Here is a 24,782-nt window from a genome sequence, read left to right as displayed (position 1 = left end):
AATCGCCATGCTAAATAAAGAAGAAATCATCGTCCCTAAAAATCTTGAAGAGGAGATGAAGGAGAGCTACCTTCGCTACTCTATGTCTGTAATTATTTCCCGAGCTTTGCCTGATGTTAGGGATGGATTAAAGCCTTCTCAGCGGCGTATTTTATACGCTATGAAACAATTGAATTTGACTCCAGGAGCGAAACACAGAAAGTGCGCAAAAATTTGTGGAGACACTTCTGGGGATTATCACCCTCATGGTGAGGCTGTTATTTATCCTACATTGGTGCGAATGGCTCAAGACTGGGCGATGCGATATCCGCTAGTTGACGGTCAAGGGAATTTTGGATCCATCGATGGAGATCCTGCTGCTGCGATGCGATATACAGAGGCCCGGTTGACTCATAGTTCGATCTTTTTATTAGAGGACCTAGATAAAGATACTGTAGACATGGTCCCTAACTATGACGAAACAAAGTATGAGCCTGTCGTTTTCCCCTCAAAGTTTCCTAATCTACTTTGTAATGGTTCTTCAGGAATCGCTGTAGGTATGGCGACTAATATTCCTCCTCATAATTTAGGAGAATTGATTGAAGCTACGCTGTTAGTTTTAGCTAACCCACAAACTTCTATTGAGGAAATTTTGGAAGTTATGCCTGGTCCTGATTTCCCTACCGGAGGAATTATTTGTGGAACGGAAGGCATTCGTTCTACTTATTACACAGGAAGAGGGAAATTACGTTTGCGTGCTCGTATACACGTAGAGGAAAACTCTGATAAGCAACGGGAGAATATCATTCTCACGGAAATGCCCTATAACGTAAATAAATCGCGATTAGTTGAGCAGATAGCAGAACTGATTAATGAAAAAACTTTAACAGGGATATCTGATGTTCGCGATGAGTCTGATAAAGACGGTATTCGTGTTGTATTGGAGTTGAAAAAAGGCGAATCTTCTGAAGTCATTATCAATCGTTTATATAAGTTCACGGATGTACAAGTGACATTTGGGGCTAATATGTTAGCGTTGGATAAAAATCTTCCGCGAACTATGAGTATCCATAGAATGATTTCTGCTTGGATCCGTCATCGTATGGACGTTATTCGACGGAGAACTCGTTACGAGTTAAATAAAGCAGAAACACGCGCACATATATTGGAAGGCTTTTTAAAAGCTCTTTCTTGTATGGATGAAGTGGTCAAAACTATTCGTGAAAGCTCGAACAAAGAGCATGCGAAGCAGCAATTGGTTGAATTGTTTGGCTTTTCGGAAGCACAGTCTCTTGCCATTCTCGAATTGCGATTATACCAACTCACTGGCTTAGAAATAGACAAAGTACAGAAAGAGTATAACGAGCTTTTAGAGAAGATCGCCTACTATCGCAGAGTTTTGGCAGAAGAAGAACTTGTCAAAGATATTATTCGTGAAGAGCTTCAAGAATTACATAAAGTTCATAAGACTCCTCGACGCACCACAATTGAAATGGATGCGGGAGATGTTCGAGATATAGAAGATATCATTGCGGACGAGTCAGTAATCATTACTATTTCAGGTGATGATTATGTGAAGCGTATGCCTGTGAAAGTTTTCCGTGAGCAGAAACGAGGTGGGCAAGGAGTGACTGGGTTTGACATGAAGAAAGGCTCAGACTTCTTGAAAGCAGTTTATTCTGCATCAACAAAAGATTACTTGCTGATCTTTACTAATATGGGTCAATGTTACTGGTTAAAAGTTTGGCAACTTCCTGAAGGAGAACGACGTGCTAAAGGCAAGCCTATTATCAACTTTTTAGAAGGTATTCGTCCTGGCGAACAGGTTGCTGCGGTCCTTAATGTGAAGCGTTTCGAACAAGGAGAATATCTCCTTTTAGCTACGAAGAAAGGTGTGGTTAAAAAAGTCTCTTTAGATGCCTTCGGTAGCCCACGTAAGAAAGGAATTCGTGCATTAGAAATAGATGATGGCGATGAACTTATTGCGGCTCGTCACATAGTGAATGACGAGGAAAAGGTTATGTTATTTACTCGTTTAGGAATGGCTGTTCGCTTCCCTCATGATAAAGTACGTCCAATGGGACGTGCAGCTCGAGGAGTCCGTGGTGTTTCTTTGAAGAATGAAGAAGACTTTGTGGTCAGTTGTCAAGTTGTTACAGATGATCAAAGTGTTTTAGTTGTTTGTGATAATGGATTCGGAAAGCGTTCTTTAGTTTGTGATTTTAGGGAAACTAACCGAGGTAGCGTTGGCGTTCGCTCTATCTTAATTAATCAAAGAAATGGAGATGTATTAGGAGCTATTTCGGTAACAGACTTTGATAGTATATTGCTTATGTCTGCTCAAGGGCAGGCTATCCGAATCAATATGCAGGATGTTCGGGTAATGGGAAGAGCTACTCAGGGAGTTCGTCTTGTAAATCTTCGAGAAGGGGATACTCTGGTTGCTATGGAAAAATTATCAGTGAATACAGAGTCTGGAGAAACAGAAGAAAGCGTTAGCATCCAAGTTGGACATGCGGTAGAGGAATAGAGTGTTTATTGTAGTAGAAGGCGGAGAAGGTGCTGGGAAAACCCAATTTACACAGGCACTTTCTAAACGTTTAATGGAAGAAGGGAAAGAGGTTGTTTTAACAAGGGAGCCAGGAGGGAGTGCTCTTGGAGAGCAGCTTCGAGATCTTGTATTGGATGTAACACAGGAGATATCTTCCTACGCGGAGTTATTACTGTTTCTGGCAGCGCGAGCTCAGCACATTCAAGAAAAAATATTGCCTGCTCTTGAATCTGGAAAAACAGTTATATGTGACCGTTTTCATGATTCTACTATTGTATACCAAGGAATTGCTGGGGGGCTAGGAGAGGCCTTCGTTACGGATTTATGTTATCGTGTTGTAGGGGATGAGCCTTTTCTTCCCGACATCACGTTTTTATTGGATTTGCCAGAAAAAGAGGGGTTGCTAAGAAAGACTCGTCAAAAGAATCTTGATAGGTTTGAGCAAAAACCCACATCTTTTCACCGGGCTGCTCGAGAAGGATTTATTTCTTTAGCAGAAAGATCCCCAGACAGGTATAAAATTTTAGATGCATTATTACCAACAGAGGTATCTGTCGATCAAGCTCTTTTACAGATTCGAGCATTGATATAGAAAGGGGGGGGAGAGATGGAAAGCTCTGCTTGGGACGCTCTTATACAAAGAGTGCGCGATCAGAAGGTTCCTTCTGCTATTATTTTGCATGGGCAAGATTTGTCGACTTTGTCAACTTGCGCATATGAGTATGCTTCTTTAATTCTTAAAGAAGGCTCCCCGCATGCCTCTTATAAAATAGCAAATAGATTGCACCCGGATATTTACGAGTATTCCCCTCAAGGGAAGGGACGTCTTCACACGATTGAGACTCCTCGAGCTATTAGAAAAAATATCTGGATACATCCTTATGAAAGCTCTTATAAAATTTATATTATTTATGAAGCTGACAGGATATCATTAGACGCTATATCAGCTTTTTTAAAACTTTTAGAAGATCCTCCGTATTACAGTATATTTATACTCGTTTCAGCACTTCCACAGAGGTTGCCGCCCACCATTCGATCTAGATGCGTGTCATTCCATATTCCTTTAGAAAAAAGGGATTTAATTGATAAGAAAGACATCTCATTTTTAATCAGCTTAGCAAAAGGTAAAGAATCTGTGATGCGAGTGGGATCTAGGGTAAAAGGAGCACCTGATGACGATAAGCAAGTGCTTCGAGATAAAACAAAAGCCATGTTAACCGTTCTTTTGCAGTTATTCAGGGATCGGTTTTTCTTGGCCAAGAAGATGCCAGAGTCTCTACTTACCTATCCGGATTTTTTAGATGAGATAAAAACTATGCCGGTATATCCCCTGGAAGAGGTTCTTTCAATTATTACTCGGGCTGTGCAAGCTCTTGATACATACTCTTCCGCGTCAAGCTGTCTAGAATGGATGTCTTTGCAGTTATGGTCTTTTAGAAATCGTCAAAGGACAGCTATCCGCAATCGAAAAGGATGTTAAAACATTTCTAATTTACATTCTGCAGGAATATCTGCAAGATCCGCCGCTCTACAACAATCAGATGACAATACCCATTGCAGAGGATTTAGAGGAGTCCCTACTCGCTCTATAGGAAAGGTATCTCTTCCTAAAGGATGTAACAGCTTATGACAAAGATCTTGTTTAGCAGTTCCTTGAATGTACGCAACCAAATGACGGGCTTGCCGAACAATCGGAAAGGTTAAGGTCATCCGACGAGTTTGTAATTGGGGGACCTCATTGAAAACCACCAAACGATCTTTCTCTTCTAACGCGGCAGTCCCTGGAAAAAGAGAAAGGGTATGCCCATCTTCACCAACCCCAAGCATGACCATATCAAAAATGGTATCAGGAACATGCTCTCGGATAAGATTTTCATAAATTTCATCTCCCTTGGGATTCGCTGTGTCCATACGAAAGATTTGTGTATCAGGAATACGTAGCCATTTTAAGATGTCCATAGCCTTTAAATAATTACTGCCGGCTTCTGTATCTTCACTTGCACGTTCATCTCCCCAAAAAACAAAAATTTTTGAACAATCCGAAATAGCAGCACGTTTTTTAACGATTTCTTGGAAGATTTGTAAAGGAGTTTTTCCTCCGGAAAGAGCAACATAGAAAGCTCCGCGTTTCTGAATCGCTTTATTTGCTGTAGAAATCCAATCGTAACATGCGATTTGTAAAAAATCTTCCTGAGATTCAGCAATAAGCATTCTATTCGCGTCATTTAAGCTAATAAGGGTAGCCATGTAACACCTCTCGCAAAATCAATTAGTAAGAACGCCATGCTCTTCCATCTCTAGATAATAGCTCATCAGCTCCTTGCGGGCGCAAAGATCCTGCAATATAATTAGGGAAAATGGGACGGATCTTAGACCATTGCTCCAATAAGGGAGAAAATAGTTCCCAAGATGCTAAGACTTCTTCATTGCTAGTGAAAAGGGTCCTATCGCCAAGGATACAATCACACAACAATCGTTCATAAGCTTCTGGAGTAACTGTATTAAAATAACTATCGTAACGGAAATCCATTTTCACAGGACGAACGAGTTTATTTGTCCCTGGAACTTTGCAGTTAAATTGTAGAGCAACTCCTTCATCTGGTTGAATGCGGATGATGAGCAAATCATTCTCTAAAGGGCACAGAGGGCAATTTTCTGAATTAAACAAGTCGTAACTAGATTTTTTAAAGATAACGGCAATATCCGTTGTCCTTTTAGGAAGACGTTTCCCTGCTTGTAAATAAAAAGGAACCCCTTTCCAGCGAGGATTATCAATGAATAATTTCAAGGCTACGTAAGTTTCTACCAAAGAATTTGGATCAACATTTTCTTCTTCTCTGTAGCCAGAAACAGAAACGCCTTGCACAACTCCTTCACCATATTGACCACGAATTACGTCTTCTTCTCGAATAGGAAGGATTTTTTTTAGAATCTTAATTTTTTCTTTTTTGATCTCTGCAGAAGAAAATTCAGAAGGGGGCTCCATAGTAAGTAGACACAGTAATTGCATCAGGTGATTTTGCACCATATCCCTTAGCATGCCAGACTTTTCAAAAAAGTTCCCTCGAGAGCCTATACCAATCGATTCACTAACACTAATCTGTACATGATCTATATATTGAGAGTTCCAACAAGATTCGAATAGCGTATTAGCAAAACGTATGGTCAGAATATTTTGAACAGTTTCTTTCCCAAGATAATGATCTATTCGATAAACAGATTCTTCATTGATATTAGCATCAATGCATTGCTGAAGCTCTTGAGCAGTTTGTAAATCAACTCCAAAAGGCTTTTCTATAATTAGCCTAGACCAGGGCTGTTGGGCTCCTTGCTCATGATAAAATAGTTGGTGTCTGTTCAAGTTCCGGATTATTTCTTGGAAATAATCTGGAGGAGTGGAGAGGTAGAAAAGACGATTTCCTTTTGTCCCATATTTTTGATCCACGCTCTCTAAGAAAGATCTTAAAGAAGAATACCCTTCTGCTTCGGAAAAATTCGCCTGATGATAGAAAATTCTGTGTTCAAGGCTCTCCCAAACACGAATATCAATTTCTGATGAATGAGAGAAATTTTGAATAGCTTGTCTCATTTCTTCACGAAATTGCTCATGAGATTTGGGTCTTCTGGCAAATCCCACGCAAACAAAGTTTTCAGATAACCGTCCCTCTTTTGTTAAATTGTATAAAGCGGGAAAAAGCTTCCTTGCAGTCAAGTCTCCTGTAGCCCCAAAAATAACCATGACACAAGGAGGGCAGGCTGGTAATGTGGGCCCCATTTCTTTTATTTCTTCCACGGTACAACCTAATATAGAGTGTTAATTTTTAAAGAAAAAGCCCACGATACCAAAAATAGGAATATGTGCCTAAAAAGATTTCTTTCCTAAACACAGGCTTTATCATGAGCCGGCTCTAATATAATTTGCGAGAATCTAAAAAACTAGAAAGGATTAATGTTGCAGCAAGACTATCAGAAGAATTTTTACGTTGTTTTCTGCTTAGACCGCAATCGTTCTTTAACATACGTTCGGCTTGTGCTGAGGACAGGCGCTCATCCCAAAGGATGACCTCTAAAGAGGTCATATCTCGAACGAGCGCGGCTAACTCCTGAATTTCTGACTGCACGCTAGAAGCATAGCTTTTTTGCATGGGCAACGGATTTCCAAACACTACAGTAGTGACAGCGCGCTCTTTAATAATAGTAATAAGAGCTTGAGCTGTTAAAGCAAGGGATGAACAGGTATTAATGCTTCCTATAGGTAGCGTGATCAAAAGAGGAGCGCTAGCAAAGGCTAGACCAATACGTTTTTTCCCATAATCCACTCCTAAAAAAGCCTCTTTTTGTTTCATGCTATTCACGACCTTTCTCCAAAGAATAGTCTAGAGCAGCGCTAAGAAATTTTACAAAAAGAGGATGGGGAGCAGCTAGTTTTGATAAAAATTCAGGATGGAATTGTACACCAAGCATCCATCTGTGATTAGGGATTTCAATAATCTCACAAAGATCTCCCTGAGGACAAACTCCCACTATTCTTAATCCATTTTTTTGTAGAAGATCTACATAAGCAGGGTTCACTTCATAACGATGTCTGTGACGTTCTTGGACAAGATCTGTCTTATAAGCTTCGAAGGCTAAAGATTTAGGCGTAATTTGGCAAGGATAGGCGCCTAGTCTCATGGTCCCTCCTTTAATCATGGTATCTTGCCCCTGCATCATACAGACAACAGGATCTGGTGTGTTAGGATCCATTTCTAAGGAATTAGCAAGAGGAAGGCTTAAAGCATATCTTGCATACTCAACTACTAATGCCTGCATTCCTAAACAAATCCCGAAGCAAGGGATGTTGTTATCTCTGCAATAGCGCGCAGCAGCAATTTTCCCTTCCCAGCTTCTGGTTCCAAACCCTCCGGGAATTAAACAGCCGTCGCATTGAGAGAGTTGATTAGTAAGAGCTTCAGATTCAGGAGAAATAGGAACTATCTCGAGGGAACAGTTTGCAGGGATGGAAGCATGAGAGAGCGATTCAAACACTGATTTGTAAGCATCTTTGTGTTCTAAATACTTACCAACGAGTCCTATACGAACAAGATGCCGATTCCCATCACACAAAGTCGTTACAAGATTTTGCCAATCAGTAAGATCTAAGGATTTAGGCGAAAAACCAAATTTGGACAATAAGAAGTCTACAATATTTTCTCGAGCCAAGAGCAGAGGCATTTCATAAATGGAGTTCTCTAAGTCTATCGCATTGAAAACAGCGTTCTCTGGAACGTTGCAAAATAGGCTAATTTTTCTTTTCACTTCTGAACTAAGGGACACCTCAGAACGGCAGAGGATTACATCAGGAGAGATGCCGATACTCCGTAAATTTTGAACAGAATGTTGTGTTGGTTTGGTTTTAATTTCCTTTGCTGATTTTAGATAAGGGACATAAGTCATATGAATGCTGAGACAATCCTGAGGATGTTCACAGCGAAATTGCCTTACTGCCTCTAGAAAAGGAAGAGATTCAATATCACCAATAGTCCCTCCGATTTCTATAATAAGAACATCTGGTTTATGATGTTCTGCACATGCTTGAATGACATTGATAATTTCATTGGTGACATGAGGGATGACTTGAACTGTACTTCCTAAGAATTCCCCATTTCGTTCTTTAGTAATCACTCGGGTATAGATTTGCCCAGAGGTAGCAGTAGAATGTTTGGACAGCTGAACGGAAGAAAAACGGTGATAATGCCCAAGGTCAAGATCTGTTTCTACGCCATCATCAGTAACATACACCTCTCCATGCTCATAAGGGTTCATGGTTCCAGGATCCACATTCAAGTAAGGATCTAACTTAAGCATGGCGACTTTTAGGCCTTGTCTCTCTAATAGGAGAGCTAAAGAAGCCGCGGTTAGCCCTTTCCCTAAAGAAGAAACCACGCCTCCGGTCAAAAAGATACTTTTGAAGGACATAATAAGTACTGCTCCACTTTGGATATATCTTCGGGATAATCTACTGAAGGTCCTGTTGCATTTTGAACGACGTGAACATAGATAGAACGACCAGATTCCAACACTCGCAACTGTTCGAGATCCTCAGCTAAACTTAATGAAGAAGGAGGAATTTTCACATATTCACTAAGAAAAGCTCTTCTAAAAGCGTAAACGCCTATGTGTAAATAAATAGGAGTTGAGCGTTTGAAGTTATTAGGAATAACGCTTCTGCTAAAATAAAGAGCTCGGCCAGTTTTATCGAAAACGCACTTTACTTTGTGATTGGTTAAAATTGCATCAGGATCAACTGTTTCTGTAACGGGTGTAGCTATATCTATAGCGGGATTGCCTTCGAGCATTTCTACAAGGCCATCTATGATGCTTGGAGATAAGCAGGGTTCATCACCCTGGATATTCACAACGATTTCAGCTTGAGGAAAATGTTGAGAAACAGCTTCCTCCACTCGTTCTGTTCCATTAGCACACGATTCACAAGTCATCACGCACAGTCCTCCGAATTCCACGACGTGATCAAAGATTCTTTGATCATCTGTTGCCACTACAACACAATCGAGAGATCGACTGGTTAGGGCGTTTTCATAGGACCTTTGAATAAGGGTTTTCCCTAAAATCTTTGCTAAAGGTTTTCCAGGGAAGCGAGAGCTTCCCCATCTAGCGGGGAGAATACCGACTCTTTTGCTTGTTAAGAACGCAAACACATCGCACCCCCTTAAATACACTCTTCCTAAGAAAAAATTTCTTAAATCAGAGTCGTAACACACAGAAACAGATCATCCTAACAAGGAGATTGTTAACTATCAAGATTATTCACAGGTCATAATCTGTATCTGCTTTTCCAAGTTTTAAATAATGGATCTTTCCATTTTTCACGAATGAAACAAAAAAAGGGGCAAGAAAAGATCCATGAAAAGATCGCTAAAACGAACTTTCTTTTAAAGAGCTAACAATGTGAAATTTGGGTTTTTATTTGAGATTTTTATTTATAATAAAAACTGTTCGCAGAGTTATCATAAAGTAATGAAAAGCTTTTGGTTTTTATTGTTATTATGCTTTCTAAGTTCTACAAACTTTCTTTATCTGCTGTTTTATTGATCAACATGTTCTCTCCTGTAGAGGTTTTTTCTGCCGAGGGGACAACAGGTTTTATTGGTCGAATGAAATCGTGGATCTCAGGAGAAAAGACTAGTCTCCCAACTACAGAGGATTTGCAGACTTCTGCTATTACAAAAGTCTCAGACCTTTTGTCTTGGAAGCGCTACGATTATACGCAGGAAGGCGGCTTTTCTGTTCAGTTCCCGGAGTTCCCGGAGCATTCAGGGCAGATTGTGGAGATTCCTCAATCAGACTTAGCTATCCGTTATGACACGTATGTGGCAGAAACTCCTAATGATAGCACGGTTTATGTAGTATCTGTTTGGGAATACCCAGAAAAGGTGGATATAAGCAAGCCGGAGTTGAATCTACAAGAAGGTTTTTCAGGAATGCTATATGCACTTCCTGAATCACAAGTGTTATATCTTAAAGCAACAGAAGTACAAGGGCATAAGGCTCTAGAATTTTGGGTTGCCTGTGAAGATGTATATTTCCGAGGGATGCTTGTTTCTGTAAACCACACCTTATATCAAGTATTTATGGTTTACAAAGGGCGTTCTCCAGAAGTTTTGGATAAGGAGTACAATATCTTTATTCAATCTTTCAAAGTCACAAAGGTTAGAAATTCCAAAAAAATGGATATAAGGAAAAGGGTGTCCTTATAAGGACATAAAACATCCGTACAGAGCGGCTCTCTTCTAGGTCAACAACACCTAAAAAGTGCTATCAAAGGGAGTCGCATCTTCTTAAAAAGAAAAACTTTTCTATTTTGATAATCTTTTCTTGTGCTTAAAATCTTAGTTGGATTAAGATAGCGCTTTGTTACTGACAATGGGTCGGTAGCAACCGCTCTTAGGGGACTTAGCTTAGTTGGTAGAGCGTCTGATTTGCATTCAGAAGGTCAGGAGTTCGAATCTCCTAGTCTCCATCTCGCGGTTATAGCTCAGTTGGTTAGAGCGCGACACTGATAATGTCGAGGTCCCAAGTTCAAGTCTTGGTAACCGCAAGTCTAGAAGATTTCCAATTTTTTTTCATGTTAGTTGTAAAGTCTTTATGCTATGCTCATGCGTCTCATTTTGTTTTTGAAGATGCTGCAGCAAGCTTTGCTCCTGGTCAGATTTCTTTCATATTAGGGGGGTCTGGGAGCGGAAAGACTACGCTCTTTAGAATTATAGCTGGATTGCTTACAAGCTTTATAGGAGAGGTTCTCTGGAATGGGCAGCCTGTAAAACAGGAACTAGTGGCTTATATGCAACAAAAAGAAGCTCTGTTGCCTTGGAGAACGGTTAGAAAAAATATTTTACTACCAACAGAATTGGGACCTCACAAACAGAAGCCTCTAGTTCAAGATCATAATTTTCATAAGGTTATCCAATCTTTTGGGCTATCCTCATTGTTGGATCGGTTTCCTGATGAATTGTCTGGGGGGCAGCGGCAGCGTGTTGTTTTCGCTATGCAATGCTTGTCTCCTAAACCCATTTTATTGTTGGACGAGCCTTTTACATCTTTAGACTCTCTGACAAAAGAGATGTTATATCAGGATGTGAGAAGACTTGCTGAAGAAGAAGGTAAAGCTATCATCCTAGCTTCTCATGATGTTCAGGATTGCTTAGAAATAGGAGAGACTTTTTTTGCTATTAGAAATCGCAAGCTACATCCAATTTCTTTAGATAAACAGCAAGGAATTGCAGGGCTTTTGCAGCAAATAAAAAACCATTTGATCTAACGATGATCCCTCTTCAAAAACTTGAGCAAGCTGCACGTTCTTTTTATGATCAAGAATTACTAATGCTTTCCAGAGATAACAAACTCTCTCTACAAGATGAAATTCATAAACATAAAATCAAAAGTTTGCCTATCATCTTTTTTTCAGCACTCATGATGACGGGGGCTCTTTTTGCTTTATGCATAGGTACTATTCTTTGCTTTATTAATGACTTATTTTTTCTTTATGAAGTTTTCCTTCCTTTTATTCTTCCTGGAATTTTATCGTTAGCGTTCACAGCCTTACTGCTTTATTTTGCTTGGAAAGAGCAAAATCTGGTCTCTCAGAAGCAACTGCAAGTGGCTACTAGTTGCTATTTTGAGTCATTAGCTCTCTGTAAATCTTGTGAACCAGGGAAACTTTCAGTAAAACGACTCGTAGAGTTTATTCAAGATGAAGTGCTCCCCACAGGATTCTCAAAAAGATTTATATTTGCTGTATTAACATTAGCAAAGCCTTCTTTATTGGCAAAAGAGAGCTCTTTCACTAAAACTCCTTTTGATGAGATTATAGAAAAAGCGTTCTCTCATATTCGAGAAGGGCTTTATTTATCAGGATCAGATAAGCTGGATCACGATAGCCAATTAAATCAAAACTAACAACCTTTGAAACTCACTATTTGTTAATTATAAACGACCTATAGATAAGCCGATAAAAGCAATGCCTGACGCAACAATGGACAATAGGGGTTTTGCTTCTAAAGGAAGGTGAAAAATCACAGGAGAAAGCAAGATTCCTGCGGCAAATAGTAGGCTTAACCATCGAAGATGTCGAAGGCTCTTTGCAAAGGAAAAAATCGATAATACAAGGATAAACCAACAAGCATTATTCACAAAAAATCGACATGTATTTGGGATAGCCAGGTTTGTGTTTATTTGTACGAAACCTATAGCTAATATGCAGGCAAAGACTAAATTGAGAGGGAAAGAAAGTCCTTCAAACGCTTGTTTGCAAGCTTTTGAAAAAGGTAAAACAGAACGCTCTTCCCAGAAAAAAGACTCTCTATAATATTCAGATCCATAAAACGCTACTTTAGTTAGTTTCTTTCTATCTGAAGAAAATTGGGTGAGATACTGCCATGTTGCCCGGATTTCATCATAAAAGAATGCTAAAGAGAACACTGGGGCAATTGTTAGATTTATTCCCGCATAATTTGTTAAAGATAACTGAGATAAGAGAATAGCGATTAAAGTTGCTCCTAGCGCAAAGAAAAGCATAAATGCCGTAACACACACAGCTTTGGGCCGAGTATGCCATCGACGTTCTCCTCCTGTTAGTGACAACACAATAAGCATGGAATAAATAACCATTAAAATAGAGGAGAAGAAAAGAGAGCAAGTTGTATCGGCATCAGCAATATTCAATGCTATGGAAGTGAGGTATCGACTTTGTAGCCAGCCTAAAAAAGAAAAAAGAAGAACAGCTCCTCTTTTCCCTCCAGAAGAGGGGTTATAATCGCTAGTTTCCGGAATAGTGGGTCCGACTTCTAGATCTTCAGGGCGATTTGGAAGCAGGCAAATAATAGCAAGTGTTGCAAACCCTAATAAAGAATCGTGAGCAAAAACTAAAGGCGAGAAATTTGGAGAACAAGAAAATACGGAGACCCAGAGCCCAATGAAAACACCTAGTCGCAAAATAATAGGATTATAAAAAGATAGAGCCGACAGCAGAATCAAAAGGATTCCACATACCCTATCTGATAAAATGACAGTTGCATCTAAGTAATTAAGAATGTCTGGCGTAAAAAATAGCCACAGCCCGAGTAAAGCAGGAAGTATACTTAATTTAAAAAAACGATAACGAAAATGACGATAAACGTTTTCTAGAAGATCTTTATCCATAAACAAGACCCTTTAAGTTTCTTGACTCATAAAAAGTCTAAGAGAAAAGAGAAAGTTTTTTTTAATAGAAGTGCTTATAGAAACTTTTTCTATGTCAGCAAAAAACGGTTTCGTTTTTTTTAATTTTGTCTTATCTCAACTCCTATATGAAAGAATGAATCAGAGGATTCCTTTGAGGAAAAAGATCCTTATTATTGTTACAGCATTGGGATTTGTTTCATGCGTGGGCTTGATGGTGCAAACAAAACGCTCTATTATGCCGCCAAAAGCACATATACCCACCACAGCAAAATATTTTCCTACAATAGGGAATCCTTATGCACCCATTAATATTACTGTGTTTGAAGAGCCTTCTTGTTCTGCGTGTGAGGAGTTTTCTTCAGAAGTCTTTCCTTTGATCAAAAAACGCTTTATTGATACCGGGGAAGCCTCTTTCACTTTGATTCCGGTCTGTTTTATTAGAGGATCAATGCCCGCTGCACAGGCTTTGCTTTGTGTCTATCATCATGATCCTAAACGACCTGATCCAGAAGCCTATATGGAGTATTTTCACAGAATCCTTACTCATAAAAAAACAGAAGGATCACACTGGGCTACTACTGAAGTTCTTACGAAATTAGCAGAAAATATTCCTACGCATTCTGGTAGAGAAATTAATCCTACAGGGTTGATGCAATGTGTAAATTCGCAGAAATTTGCGGAACAGCTAAAAAAGAACAATATTTATGGATCTCAAGTCATGGGTGGTCAACTTGCTACTCCCACAGCAATAGTGGGGGACTATCTTATTGAGGATCCAACGTTTGATGAAATTGAAAGAGTAATTACTCAACTGCGTCATTTACAAGCAATGGAAGAGGAGGAATAGTGATTAAACTCTTACGTTCTTATTGCTTATATTTTGCCTGGTTGGTTTCTTGTATAGGGACTCTCATGAGTGTCTATTATAGCTATCTACTCAATGTAGAACCTTGTGTTCTTTGTTATTACCAGCGTATTTGCTTGTTTCCTTTAGTGGTTATTTTGGGGATTTCTGCGTATCTTGACGACTTGTCGGTTAAAATATACGCTCTTCCACTAGCTCTTATTGGTTTTTGCATTGCTATTTACCAAGTTTGTTTACAAGAAATTCCAGGAATGACGCTTGATATTTGTGGCAAAGTCTCATGCAGTACGAAATTATTTCTTTTAGGATTTATTACAATGCCAATGGCCTCAGCCTTAGCTTTTTTTGCAATCGCTAATCTACTTATATTTGCCACAAAATCAGAATAAGGCCTCTTCAGAGAGACAAAAATAGTGTTTTTAGTCTTCTGGTAAGATAGCACTATTATCACAAAGGTACCGCCACCAAATGCTTAAATCTTCTCTTTGACGCTCTGTAAGAGGATTTACAATTATAATATCTTCTTTATTAGCTTTTAGTCCGCTGGCAGCCCAGTTAGCGGAGCCAATAATGGCAGTGTTATGATCGAGAATACATGCTTTACAGTGAATGCGATCGCCGGTTCCGACTCGTACTCTTAATTTAGATCCAAGAGCTTTTAGTATGTCTATGGTTTGTTGACTTTCTAGAGAATCGATAATGATTGTAACAAGAACAGATCGTTGTGTGGCCGCTTCATTAAGAGCTTGGAGAATGCCTCGGTGTGTAAGAATACACATTCCAATCTGAATAGAACTCGTGGCATTATTAATTGCTTTCACAATTTGCCTTTCATTCCCGCATTTTTTATGATTTATAGGCAAGTAACAGACAGTTTGTTTTCCTTTAGTAGAATTTTCTATAATCGCTTTGCCTTTTTGATTTTTCTGCATCAAATTAGCTATGTGCACGTTATTTACTCGAGCCAAAAGATTTACGTCATTATTTATAGAATTTCTAGTGAAGTTTGCGCTTCCAGTAATCACTTGTTTTTCATCAAGGATCATAGTTTTTCTATGGAGTAGAGAGCGTCTATTTCTGTGACAACGGATTAGTTCTGCCCCGGCTTCCTCCAATTTATTCACAATAGGTTCTGGTATATGCTGGTAATGTATAGTTACTGGTATACTTTCTTCCGATTTGCAGATAAGATCCTGGACAATGGGTTCAGAAGATAGACTAAAGATTTTCAGAAAAACAGAAGAAGATGCGGAAAGAATAGCATTTTCAATAATGCTCTGAGCATCATTTTTACAGTGTTTAGAGAAAAAGCTTACCGGCTCTGAGGACAGAGGACGGGGGTAAGGAACTATAGCTAAAGATGTTGCTGCTGTCTGTACTCTTAGTGCAGTTTGAGCGGAGTTAGGATTAGTAGGATACCCCCCCCCCCCCAGAGGAAACGCTCTTTGTAATGTGCGGAGATAGGATGAAGCAGCTGTTGATAAAGGTGAAGTCATAAGTAACGTAGATTGTTTAATTTAAAAATTCTTTGATCACAAATCCTAGAATTTTCGTTTATTTTTGTAAAAATTAATGCTTAGCAGTAAGAGCATCGTTAGTGCTGAATATCGAAACTACGGGAGTCGCGTACTTGGAGGTTTAAGAGCCTATCTTGCTTGTTGCGAGCATTTTCCACACTTACTCCACTAACGAGACTCTTTTTAAATCAATTTCTCCGAGTGAGGAGGTTTGGAGATTAGAGACTTTAGGATGTTTAGCGTAAGCATAATCCAAGTGATAAAGGGGAATAAGAGGGGATTCTTTGAGCAATAGTTGTTCTGCTAGAATTTGTAAATCTGTTGAATCCTCAACCAAAAGTCGAGATACGATATCCGTATATTCTTGATTTTGCCAATCAATCACTTGATAATCTTTATATTTAGTCCCATTACCAAGGATGGATAGAAAAGCTTTGGCTTGTTGATAATCAGCAACCCAATTTCCTGTTGATAAAGAAAACTCTCCTTTAGAACGTTTATCCAAAAAACTGTGGTATTCTAATCCTAAAGTAGAAATCTTAAATCCTAAAACATCAAATAACTGTTGACGAATCTCTTGAACAACTGCTCGCAAGACAATAGATTCTATGGGGTAGATGAGTGTGATTTTTTTTAACTCTTCTTGAGGAACAGTTTTTAAAGCTTCCGCTAGGTAATTTTTAGCTAAAGAGATTCTCTCTTTTTGCGAAAGAACATCTAAAGGCATCTTAGATAGACTAGGATGTACAAAACTGGTAGCAATGCTTCCTTTGCCAGCTAATTTTAATAATGTTTCTCGATCAATGGCTAAAGAGAGTGCCGCTCTTAGCGAAGGATTATCTAATGGTTTGTGGTTAACATTGCAGAATAGAACTGTGCAATTTAGCACCGGATAATCATACAAAAAATCTTGAGAAAGATTTTTTTGTTCTTCTAGAGGGAAGGAGGAGCTCCAAGGCAACCCCACTAAATCCACATATTTTTTTTGAAACAATTGCACCGCTGTATGAATATCGGGAACTATTTGTAAGCGTACAGCATCTAAAGAAACATTTTTTTGGTCATGATAAAAAGGATTTTTATCAAGCAACAAAAAATTTTGTGGCTCATAACACCGAATGATAAAAGGCCCGTTAGAAATTATTGGAAGAGAGCGTTTACTTCGATTTCTATAATATTCTCTCAAAGAAGCATGCACTGGATAAAAAACGGGATGTGTGAGAGTTTCTAAAAAATGAGAAGAGGGGTGTTCTAGAGTGATTTCAAGAGTATGTTCATCTAAAGCGCGAACACCTAAATTTTCAACAGGAATGTCTCCTTTTAGAACAGCATGAGAATTTTTAATTAACGCAAGCAATCGTAACGCAACATTATCAACCTCATGGAGATAAAATTGCTTTATAGACTCTTCAAAATCATATGCTGTTACAAGATCTCCGTTATGCCAAAAAGTTTTTTTTAGAAAAAAAGTGTAGACACACCGATCCTGGGACAAGCTGTATCTTTCTGCTAGAGCCAAATGAAGACTGCCATCATTTTCTCGAACCAATCCTTCATAAAGTGCTTTTGCTATACAAACATCTTTAATCAAAAAAACTTGGCGAGGATCTAAAGACATTGGATCGTGGCAAATAGCAACACGCAAAATATTTCTTAGGTTTTCTTCTTTCTGGTGACAAGACGTTAAGCCAAAAGTAAGGCTCAAGAAGGGGATCAAGATATATAAAAACTTTTTTTTAGGCATAAAGTTTCGGCAACTAATCAAAATCAAATTAGCACTAAACTTCTTCTAATTTTGAACTGCTTGACCTATCAAACTCTAAACCATAGATATAAAGACGCTGACATGTGAATTGATAAGTGGCTGAACAGTTATATGCTATGACTCCGATAAGGGTCATTAGAAGGACAATGGGCGCCAATAAGATACACGCTATAACACAACAGATTCGCTTACAAAGAGACTCTTGTTTCACTGAGAAAATACAAAACTCTTCCTTGCAGCCTTTGAATGTTATTGCAGGCCTTACCGAGACATTGAATCCGAATGCAGAGGTTACAGGGCTAAGAAGCTTTCTTCCAATAATTTCTGCAGCATCAGCACGTGTCCCCTTAAATGAAATGAACATTTTTTCTCCAAAAATCGAATAAACTAGCTCTCGAGTATATAAAGAGTAGTCATTATTATTAACGATAATGATTTAAAAAATCTATTTAACAAGATTAAAATAATCCAATAAATTACTTTAGTAAAAAAAAGGGGGGGGGGAGGACTTCCCAATATGTTTGCCAATCAGTTGATAATCTTTATATTTGTGGCGCGCACGTCCACGGACCCCATTCTTTTCCAAATTCTAAACCAGTTGCAAGATAAAGATCTTGTACTCTTTTATAAGTAGCTGAACAGTTATATGCTATGACTCCGATAAGGGTCATTAGAAGGACAATGGGCGCCAATAAGATACACGCTATAACACAACAGATTCGCTTACAAAGAGACTCTTGTTTCACTGAGAAGCCATGGATCGTCATATCATCGATTACTAAAACAGGCTTTACTGAAATACGGGTTCCAAATCCTTGGGTCACAGGATAGAGAAGCTTGTTTCCAAAAGCTTCTGCCAAATCCGTAGAATGTCTAGATAAAGTTTTATCAAAAGAAATAAACATAAATCCCTTAAAATAAGAAAAAAAATTCCAATGATTTTATAACAAATCATCTTTATTATTAACTTTTATTTTCGTTGTAGGGTTTGATAATGGGAGAAGACACCCCAGCTATCGATCAAAATAAAGGTCTGATAATTATCTATTTTGGAGAAAGAGTCGAACGATCAATATTACATTAAGAAGTTAACAGATTTCATAAAAGGCAATGAATTAGGGGGCTCATCGTAATTATATTCCTATTTAGCAAGAAATACTCTTGAAAAATACCATCTTTATGCTGTTTGGTTGCGTGATTATGCAGAAGGACTACTCAGTTTAACCAAAGTAGAATGAGCAGTCAATAAAGACTATTCATGAATAAAGACGCTTCGTTGCCTTATTAATAAGGATGAACCAAATAGTTTTTTATCTGGGAGCATCAGCTCTTAGTTTTCCCATTCTAAATCAAATATTCCTGAATAATTTTGCCTCTCTTATTGTCTCAGGATCTACAACAGCTGTCGATTTAATTTCCTAAATTCTTCAATAATCTATTGAGATTATTGTGTGGTGGCATTACAATCCCTCCAACCTAATTAAAATCGTTTAACTCTATTCGAGTGCGATTTTTCTTTTATTTATTACTGATGAGAAAAAGTTTCTCAATCAGCCTCGGTCTTAGTCATTTTTCCTCATTGAGAAGTATATGCGCGAAGCTCTGACTTTTGATGATGTTTTATTAGTTCCTCAGTATTCTGAAGTTCTTCCTCAAGATGCTTGTTTAACTTCTTCTGTTTCAGAATCTTTATCTTTAACTATCCCTATCTTATCCGCAGCAATGGATTCCGTCACAGAGTTGTCTATGGCTACAGCCATGAGTGTGGCAGGAGGACTTGGGATTGTTCACAAAAATATGGATGTGAATGCACAAGTTGCCATCGTAAAACAGATAAAATCGCAAAGTACCTCTTCAGTAATTGGCGGTGCCGTAGGTATCGGTCAACAAGGTTTAGAAAGAGCAGAAGCTTTAGTTGAGGCAGGTATAGATACTTTAGTAGTCGATACTGCTCATGGGCATTCTAAATTGGTGCTTGATACAGCATTTACCATTAAAAAGAATTATCCTGTAACTCTCATTGTGGGGAATATTGTTTCAAAGGCAGCTGCTCTTTGTTTGGCTGAAATTGGTGTGGACGCTGTTAAAGTGGGGATTGGTCCCGGATCGATATGTACAACGCGGATTGTCTCGGGTGTAGGATTGCCTCAATTGACAGCAATTATGGATGTTGCTGAAGCGTTGCATGATTCTTCTGTACGTATCATTGCCGATGGGGGGATGCGCTATTCTGGAGACATTGTTAAAGCTCTAGCTGCTGGAGCGCATTGTGTTATGCTCGGTAGCATGTTAGCAGGAACTGATGAGGCTCCTGGAGAAATCGTTCAGATTAATGAACATTCTTACAAGATGTATCGAGGTATGGGTTCTCTCGGTGCTATGAAGAAAGGTAGTGCTGAACGCTATTTTCAAAAAAATAATGCTAAAAAGTTTGTTCCAGAGGGTGTTGAAGGGCTTGTGCCTTATAAAGGCTCTCTTCACGACGTTCTCTATCAAATTTTAGGAGGGATTCGATCAGGAATGGGCTATTTGGGAGCTCATAATTTAGAAGAATTGCGCCAGAATGCTGTATTTTCCCGAATCACTCATTCTGGAAGATCTGAAAGCCACATCCATAACTTGCAATACATTCAGCATGCTCCGAATTATCAAATCTCTAAATAATAGAGGGTTTCTATTTTGAGTAATATTCTCATTCTTGATTTTGGCTCCCAATATACGAATGTTCTAGCAAAAAAAATACGTCTGCTTTCCGTTTTTTGTGAGGTTCTCCCTTGGAATACACCTTTAGAAAAGATTCTTCAAAAGTCTCCCTCAGGTTTAATTTTTTCAGGAGGACCACATTCGGTTTATCAGAATAATAGTCCAGAAGTTGATAAGGAAATCTATAACAGCAACATCCCTATACTTGGAGTGTGCTATGGCATGCAGCTGATTGCTAGAGATTTTGGAAGTGAAGTTCAGGGGGGGAAGAGCGAATTTGGTTATACACCTATAGTGTTTTATCCAAGCGAACTTTTTAAAGGTCTTGCTGATCAGGATGCTTTTCATACAGAAATTCGAATGAGTCATTGTGATTGTGTTGTTGTTCCTCCTAAAGATTTCTTTGTTATAGCGAGTTCTCAGCACTGTCCCATTGCCGCTATAGAATGCCCAAAGAAAAAACTTTTTGGTCTTCAATTTCATCCTGAAGTTTCAGATTCTCAAGACATAGGGGATAAAATTTTATCAAATTTTGTGAAGCATATTTGCCAGACTTCAGAAACTTGGAAAATTGAAACAATAGAAAAACAACTTATTCAAGGCATTAGAGAAAAAGTGGGAGAAACAGAACGTGTCCTTCTCGGCCTATCTGGAGGCGTAGATTCTTCTGTTTTAGCTGTTTTACTTCATAATGCTCTAGGTGATCGTCTGTCTTGTGTCTTCGTTGATACTGGACTATTACGAAAAAATGAAGTGGAAGAAGTTAAACAACAATTTTCTTCTCTAGGGTTAGAGATCCTTGTGGTAGATGCTTCTGAAAAATTTTTCCATGACCTATCCGGAATAGAAGATCCTGAGCAAAAACGTAAAGTCATAGGAGCCGCCTTTATCGAAGTTTTTGATGAAGCCTCTAAAAATCTCGATGTTCAATGGTTAGCTCAGGGGACTATTTATTCTGATGTAATTGAATCTGCAAAATCTTGTGATGCAACACAAGTAATCAAGTCTCACCATAATGTAGGTGGACTTCCAGAAAAGTTGAATTTGAAGCTTTTAGAACCTCTGCGTTTTCTTTTTAAAGATGAAGTCAGAGCTTTAGGTAAAGTTCTGGGTTTGCCGGACGTCCTAATATCCCGACATCCTTTTCCTGGTCCTGGTTTAGGAGTCCGAGTTCTTGGAGAAGTTCGTCGGGAATATGTAGAAATAGTAAAAAACGCGGACAGCATTTTTATTGAAGAACTAAAAAAAGCGAATTTATACCACAAGGTTAGCCAAGCATTTGCTGTTTTCTTGCCATGTAAATCTGTTGCTGTAAAAGGTGACTGCCGTCATTACGGTTATACGATAGCTTTACGTGCAGTAGAATCTACTGATTTTATGACAGCATGCTGGCCATCTTTATCTAGAGAATTTCTTAACCGTTGTTCCTCACGTATCATTAATGAAATCCCTGAAGTTTGCAGGGTAGTTTACGATATTTCCGATAAACCACCGGCAACTATTGAGTGGGAATAAGATCAAAATAAGATATGGTCGATAAGAAGTTTTTTTTTATTATCCAACAGTTGTCACTGTTAACATCTGAGTTGAGCGATGACACTCCTTGTACGGATCAGTTTATTAAAGGCCTCCCTAAAGCGGATATTCACGTGCATCTTCCAGGAACTATTTCTCCAGAAACGGCTTGGGAGTTGGGAGTCAGAAATGGTCTGATAAAGTGGAAGAATAATCAATGGGTATCTCCAGCTTTCTCGAATGGGAACCCTCACAAGAGTTATGCTGAAATATTCAGAAACTTTGAGAGTATTCGCTATGAGCGGGACCCTAATGTTTCTTTATTAAAATATGCTATTATCACCCGTGATTTTGCTAGCTTCGATCGGATTATGGCTACCGTACAGGGGCATAGACATCCTCCGGGAGGAATCCAGAATGAAAATGATCTGTGGCTTGTTCTGCAAAATTACTTAAAACAATGCATACAAGATAATATCATTTATACCGAAGTTCAACAAAATATCCGCATAGCTTATGTAATCTATCCTTCGCTTAAACCTCTAGAAGCTCGCTTACGATTGTACGATCTATTTTCTAGAGCTTCTCAACTTTTCCTGAGTCAAGGAATTACCCTTCGTTTTCTCAATTGTTTTAATAAAACCGGCTCTTCTAATCTTCAGCAATCTACACAACAACGTTCTGAAGAGGCTGCGAGTTGGCTCGATGAAGCCGCATCGTTTTTTCCTAATCTCTTTGTTGGATTGCAATCTGCCGGAGCAGAAAGTTGTCCTGAGGCAGCACCAACAAAATTAACTTCGGGTTATCATCATGCTTATGAGAACGGATTTGGTTGTGAAGCTCACGCAGGAGAGGGGACGGGATTTTTATATTTAAACCAAACAATACAAGCTTTACCTATACAAAGAATAGCCCATGGGTTTCAGGCAATTGAACATGTGCCAACGATTCATGCAATTCAAGAGAAAAACATCACACTTGTTATGGCTCCGGCTATTAACCTGGTACTTGGGGCTTCATTGCATCAATATTCTGGATTGGAAAAGATCAGTAAAACGATGATTAACAATCTTGATGAGCATCCTTTCTTTGCATTATTTAGAGACCATAAGCTCAGCGTAACATTGAGTTCTGATAATCCCCAAATGGGAGGAACTTCTGTGCAAAATACGATGTTGCTTTTATCTGGATTCTCTGCTGATGAAGATTCTCATTTAACTCATGTGACATCTTCACCTCTAACTTTTAAAGAAATCATTCAACTCAATGTGGAGGCTATAGTCTCTTCATTTGTGGATGTTGATACAAAAATAATGCTTTTAAATAGTATTCACGAATACTTAAGTACTTATTTGAAGATCAAAAAAGACTACAATCTGCTTGAGGGTAAAGCTTTTTTGTAAAGTAGCATAGACGCGGGGTAGCAATATCTTAGGGGATACGGAAAATATCTTTTCTTACGAAAAAGGGATTGTCTTCTTGAGATTACAGGATTTACTGAGTTTTAGCTTTTTTAGCTGAAGCACCTGCGCTACTTATTCCACTCGAAGTCCCTTCTCCAGGATCGTCCTCTTCTTCTCGAGGACGTTTCAAAGATTGTGCAGTTAGCGGTTCTGTTTTTTCTTCCACAGATTGCCATATTTCTGATAAGGATTGGCGTTGAGTTTCTGTTAGACCTCGAATGACAAACAAATCTTCTCTGTTTCTTGTTAGTCCTGCAGATGACCAATTAGCAGATCCACAAATTAAAATTTTGTTGTCAATATAACACATTTTGACATGCACACGTGGAGCACCAGGCTTGCGTACACGAAGTGGAAGGGAAAGTTGTAATCGTTCTAATGTCCTCTGAGTCTGTTCGCTTTCACGAGTATCGACAGCTACTTCTACTTTTACACCCCTTGCAGCGGCAGCTTGAAGGGATTTAAGAATGACGGGATGGGTAAGGATGTACACAACAACAACAATAGTCTTTTTTGCTTGAGCAATACATTTCTTGATAGTGCGAACTGCTAATCGGAAGTCCTTGTTGCGTCGGAAAATAGGGATGTAGACAAGAAACTGATTACCAATTTGTCTCGTTACAAATTGGTTTGTTTCTATGTGACGCGCTAATTCAGAATCATTGATGAGCAGTGAGAGATTGATGTCTTGCTCAGTAGAATCTGGGGTAAAGTTCCCGCTACTTGCTAATACTCTTTGGCTATCACCAACCATCGATTTTTTGTGGAATAAAGATCGCCCGCTTTGTTTTTGTAGGCAAATCGTAGAGTCTTTACAAGCCTCTTCAAGTTCGGTTCCATCCCTATATTGAACAGATACCCGAACTTCCCTTGCAGCGGCCTTTACAAGGTGTTGAATAATAGTGGGATGATTGAAGCAGAATACTTGAATGTGTAGATTTTGATGTGTTCTGTCGATAAACTTACAAATACTCTTCAAAGGATTGCTATTTGTTTTTTGCTGAGCAGAAATGAAGGTAATAAGTTCTTGTTGTGCAATGGGTCTGGGTACGCTGCTCCCAGTCCTACGTGCTCTAAGAATTTTTCGGGATGAGCACGACGTTTTGCTAGAAGTCGCTAACGAATGACGATTGCTGCTACATTGAATTTTGCGAGGTGTTTTATTTTTCCCATGATCATAGTCATAAATAACTCGATGGGAGAGATCTTTTCTATGATATTTAAATAATTGTGTTACTACGACTGCTGCTGCTGTTGTCGATGAGAGAGGCCTTTTTCTGAGGGGGGGGGTAGAGCAAGTTGGGCAGTCAGTGACTATAGGAAAGAGATGACGTGGACAGGGGGAACACATGTTTTTTATTTTAACAAAGTTGAATTTTTGCTTCCAAATTGTAATTAGCTTATTTAATTGATTTCAAATTAATTCGCTTTTTATCGTTTTTTTTGATCACATAAAATATTTAATTGCACAAGAGAACAGCTATCCAAACTAACGTGGATTTATTAACTCGAACATTGTCAGTATCCAAAGATTGTTCACATTCACAGAAAGTTTCTATATTATTTCTTTAGCGTAAATTTTTTATTTATCACAATATGAACTGGCAGGTCATATTGTGATAATTGTTCCGAGCTCTTGCAAAAGAAGCGAGGGTAGTAGGGAGGATTTGATAGTGGGAGGAGATTCCCTAACTATCGATCAAAG

The 24,782-nt window shown here is 38.7% G+C and carries 22 protein-coding genes and 2 tRNA genes; 13 read left to right on the top strand and 11 right to left on the bottom strand.

The features are described from left to right. Positions 1 to 7 precede the first annotated feature (7 nt). Genes gyrA through TC_RS02300 form a run of 3 tightly spaced genes read left to right on the top strand, consistent with a single transcriptional unit; the run spans position 8 to position 4,010 of the window. The gene (gyrA, locus tag TC_RS02310) at positions 8 to 2,509 is read left to right on the top strand and encodes a DNA topoisomerase (ATP-hydrolyzing) subunit A (protein WP_010230505.1); all 2,502 of its coding nucleotides are present in this window, start codon (positions 8 to 10) and stop codon (positions 2,507 to 2,509) included. A gap of 1 nt (position 2,510) precedes the next feature. Continuing rightward, positions 2,511 to 3,122 carry a dTMP kinase gene (tmk, locus tag TC_RS02305; protein ID WP_010230503.1) on the top strand — a complete coding sequence of 204 codons (612 nt, stop codon included), beginning with the start codon at positions 2,511 to 2,513 and terminating at the stop codon, positions 3,120 to 3,122. Positions 3,123 to 3,137: 15 nt separating this feature from the next. Continuing rightward, on the top strand, positions 3,138 to 4,010 hold the full coding sequence (locus tag TC_RS02300) for a DNA polymerase III subunit delta' (RefSeq protein WP_010230501.1): 873 nt from the start codon (positions 3,138 to 3,140) through the stop codon (positions 4,008 to 4,010). On the opposite strand, the gene pgl is transcribed toward TC_RS02300, so the two are convergent. The 5 genes from pgl to kdsB form a co-directional block, all read right to left on the bottom strand. Beyond that, positions 4,007 to 4,777: a 6-phosphogluconolactonase gene (pgl, locus tag TC_RS02295; protein ID WP_010230500.1), complete on the bottom strand. Its 771-nt coding sequence runs from the start codon at positions 4,775 to 4,777 to the stop codon at positions 4,007 to 4,009. The genes TC_RS02300 and pgl overlap by 4 nt on opposite strands. Before the next feature lie 22 nt (positions 4,778 to 4,799). After that, positions 4,800 to 6,323, bottom strand: a complete 1,524-nt coding sequence (gene zwf / locus TC_RS02290) for a glucose-6-phosphate dehydrogenase (RefSeq protein ID WP_010230499.1) — start codon at positions 6,321 to 6,323, stop codon at positions 4,800 to 4,802. Positions 6,324 to 6,438: 115 nt separating this feature from the next. After that, positions 6,439 to 6,885, bottom strand: a complete 447-nt coding sequence (gene ruvX, locus TC_RS02285; protein ID WP_010904342.1) for a Holliday junction resolvase RuvX — start codon at positions 6,883 to 6,885, stop codon at positions 6,439 to 6,441. Beyond that, complete coding sequence (locus tag TC_RS02280; protein WP_010230497.1) at positions 6,878 to 8,488, bottom strand: CTP synthase; 1,611 nt, start codon at positions 8,486 to 8,488, stop codon at positions 6,878 to 6,880. The genes ruvX and TC_RS02280 overlap by 8 nt, the downstream gene beginning before the upstream one ends. After that, positions 8,464 to 9,228: a 3-deoxy-manno-octulosonate cytidylyltransferase gene (gene kdsB, locus TC_RS02275; RefSeq protein WP_010230493.1), complete on the bottom strand. Its 765-nt coding sequence runs from the start codon at positions 9,226 to 9,228 to the stop codon at positions 8,464 to 8,466. The genes TC_RS02280 and kdsB overlap by 25 nt, the downstream gene beginning before the upstream one ends. A gap of 348 nt (positions 9,229 to 9,576) precedes the next feature. Here kdsB and TC_RS02270 point away from each other — a divergent pair, with 348 nt between their 5' ends. From TC_RS02270 to TC_RS02250, 5 genes are all read left to right on the top strand, one after another. After that, the gene (locus tag TC_RS02270; RefSeq protein WP_010230489.1) at positions 9,577 to 10,287 is read left to right on the top strand and encodes a hypothetical protein; all 711 of its coding nucleotides are present in this window, start codon (positions 9,577 to 9,579) and stop codon (positions 10,285 to 10,287) included. 190 nt (positions 10,288 to 10,477) lie between these two features. After that, positions 10,478 to 10,550, top strand: a tRNA-Ala gene (locus TC_RS02265). 4 nt (positions 10,551 to 10,554) lie between these two features. Then, positions 10,555 to 10,628, top strand: a tRNA-Ile gene (locus TC_RS02260). Positions 10,629 to 10,655: 27 nt separating this feature from the next. After that, complete coding sequence (locus TC_RS02255; RefSeq protein WP_010230486.1) at positions 10,656 to 11,348, top strand: ABC transporter ATP-binding protein; 693 nt, start codon at positions 10,656 to 10,658, stop codon at positions 11,346 to 11,348. 2 nt (positions 11,349 to 11,350) lie between these two features. After that, a complete protein-coding gene (locus TC_RS02250) occupies positions 11,351 to 11,986 on the top strand; it encodes a hypothetical protein (RefSeq protein ID WP_010230483.1) in 636 nt (211 codons plus the stop codon). A gap of 27 nt (positions 11,987 to 12,013) precedes the next feature. On the opposite strand, the gene TC_RS02245 is transcribed toward TC_RS02250, so the two are convergent. Next, positions 12,014 to 13,228 (bottom strand): vitamin K epoxide reductase family protein, encoded by a 1,215-nt coding sequence (locus tag TC_RS02245; protein ID WP_010230479.1) that lies wholly within the window; start codon positions 13,226 to 13,228, stop codon positions 12,014 to 12,016. 154 nt (positions 13,229 to 13,382) lie between these two features. On the opposite strand from TC_RS02245, the gene TC_RS02240 reads away from it, so the two are divergent. Both TC_RS02240 and TC_RS02235 read left to right on the top strand, forming a co-directional pair. Next, positions 13,383 to 14,096, top strand: coding sequence for a thioredoxin domain-containing protein (locus TC_RS02240; RefSeq protein WP_010230477.1), 714 nt, complete (start codon positions 13,383 to 13,385; stop codon positions 14,094 to 14,096). Further along, a complete protein-coding gene (locus tag TC_RS02235; protein ID WP_010230476.1) occupies positions 14,096 to 14,503 on the top strand; it encodes a disulfide bond formation protein B in 408 nt (135 codons plus the stop codon). The genes TC_RS02240 and TC_RS02235 overlap by 1 nt, the downstream gene beginning before the upstream one ends. A 30-nt stretch (positions 14,504 to 14,533) precedes the next feature. On the opposite strand, the gene TC_RS02230 is transcribed toward TC_RS02235, so the two are convergent. From TC_RS02230 to TC_RS02215, 4 genes are all read right to left on the bottom strand, one after another. Next, entirely contained in the window at positions 14,534 to 15,610 is a 1,077-nt protein-coding gene (locus tag TC_RS02230; RefSeq protein WP_010230473.1) for a phospholipase D-like domain-containing protein, read from the bottom strand. A 181-nt stretch (positions 15,611 to 15,791) separates the two neighbouring features. After that, on the bottom strand, positions 15,792 to 17,375 hold the full coding sequence (locus TC_RS02225; RefSeq protein ID WP_010230472.1) for a peptide ABC transporter substrate-binding protein: 1,584 nt from the start codon (positions 17,373 to 17,375) through the stop codon (positions 15,792 to 15,794). Between the two features lie 34 nt (positions 17,376 to 17,409). Further along, the gene (locus TC_RS04800; RefSeq protein ID WP_080502210.1) at positions 17,410 to 17,760 is read right to left on the bottom strand and encodes a hypothetical protein; all 351 of its coding nucleotides are present in this window, start codon (positions 17,758 to 17,760) and stop codon (positions 17,410 to 17,412) included. A gap of 178 nt (positions 17,761 to 17,938) precedes the next feature. Next, positions 17,939 to 18,301 carry a hypothetical protein gene (locus tag TC_RS02215; RefSeq protein WP_010230470.1) on the bottom strand — a complete coding sequence of 121 codons (363 nt, stop codon included), beginning with the start codon at positions 18,299 to 18,301 and terminating at the stop codon, positions 17,939 to 17,941. A gap of 685 nt (positions 18,302 to 18,986) precedes the next feature. Here TC_RS02215 and guaB point away from each other — a divergent pair. The 3 genes from guaB to TC_RS02200 are packed head-to-tail and all read left to right on the top strand — an operon-like array spanning position 18,987 to position 23,017. Then, on the top strand, positions 18,987 to 20,060 hold the full coding sequence (gene guaB / locus TC_RS02210; protein ID WP_010230468.1) for an IMP dehydrogenase: 1,074 nt from the start codon (positions 18,987 to 18,989) through the stop codon (positions 20,058 to 20,060). A 15-nt stretch (positions 20,061 to 20,075) separates the two neighbouring features. Continuing rightward, positions 20,076 to 21,614 carry a glutamine-hydrolyzing GMP synthase gene (gene guaA, locus TC_RS02205; RefSeq protein ID WP_010230464.1) on the top strand — a complete coding sequence of 513 codons (1,539 nt, stop codon included), beginning with the start codon at positions 20,076 to 20,078 and terminating at the stop codon, positions 21,612 to 21,614. A 14-nt stretch (positions 21,615 to 21,628) separates the two neighbouring features. After that, the gene (locus TC_RS02200) at positions 21,629 to 23,017 is read left to right on the top strand and encodes an adenosine deaminase (protein ID WP_010230458.1); all 1,389 of its coding nucleotides are present in this window, start codon (positions 21,629 to 21,631) and stop codon (positions 23,015 to 23,017) included. Positions 23,018 to 23,108: 91 nt separating this feature from the next. On the opposite strand, the gene TC_RS02195 is transcribed toward TC_RS02200, so the two are convergent. After that, positions 23,109 to 24,428, bottom strand: coding sequence for a phospholipase D-like domain-containing protein (locus tag TC_RS02195; protein WP_010230456.1), 1,320 nt, complete (start codon positions 24,426 to 24,428; stop codon positions 23,109 to 23,111). Positions 24,429 to 24,782: the final 354 nt, after the last annotated feature.

The organism is Chlamydia muridarum str. Nigg (assembly GCF_000006685.1).
GTDB classification, from domain to species: Bacteria; Chlamydiota; Chlamydiia; order Chlamydiales; family Chlamydiaceae; genus Chlamydia; species Chlamydia muridarum.
The sequence above is the reverse complement of the archived record's forward strand: the minus strand, read 5'-3'. Positions and strand labels throughout refer to the sequence as shown.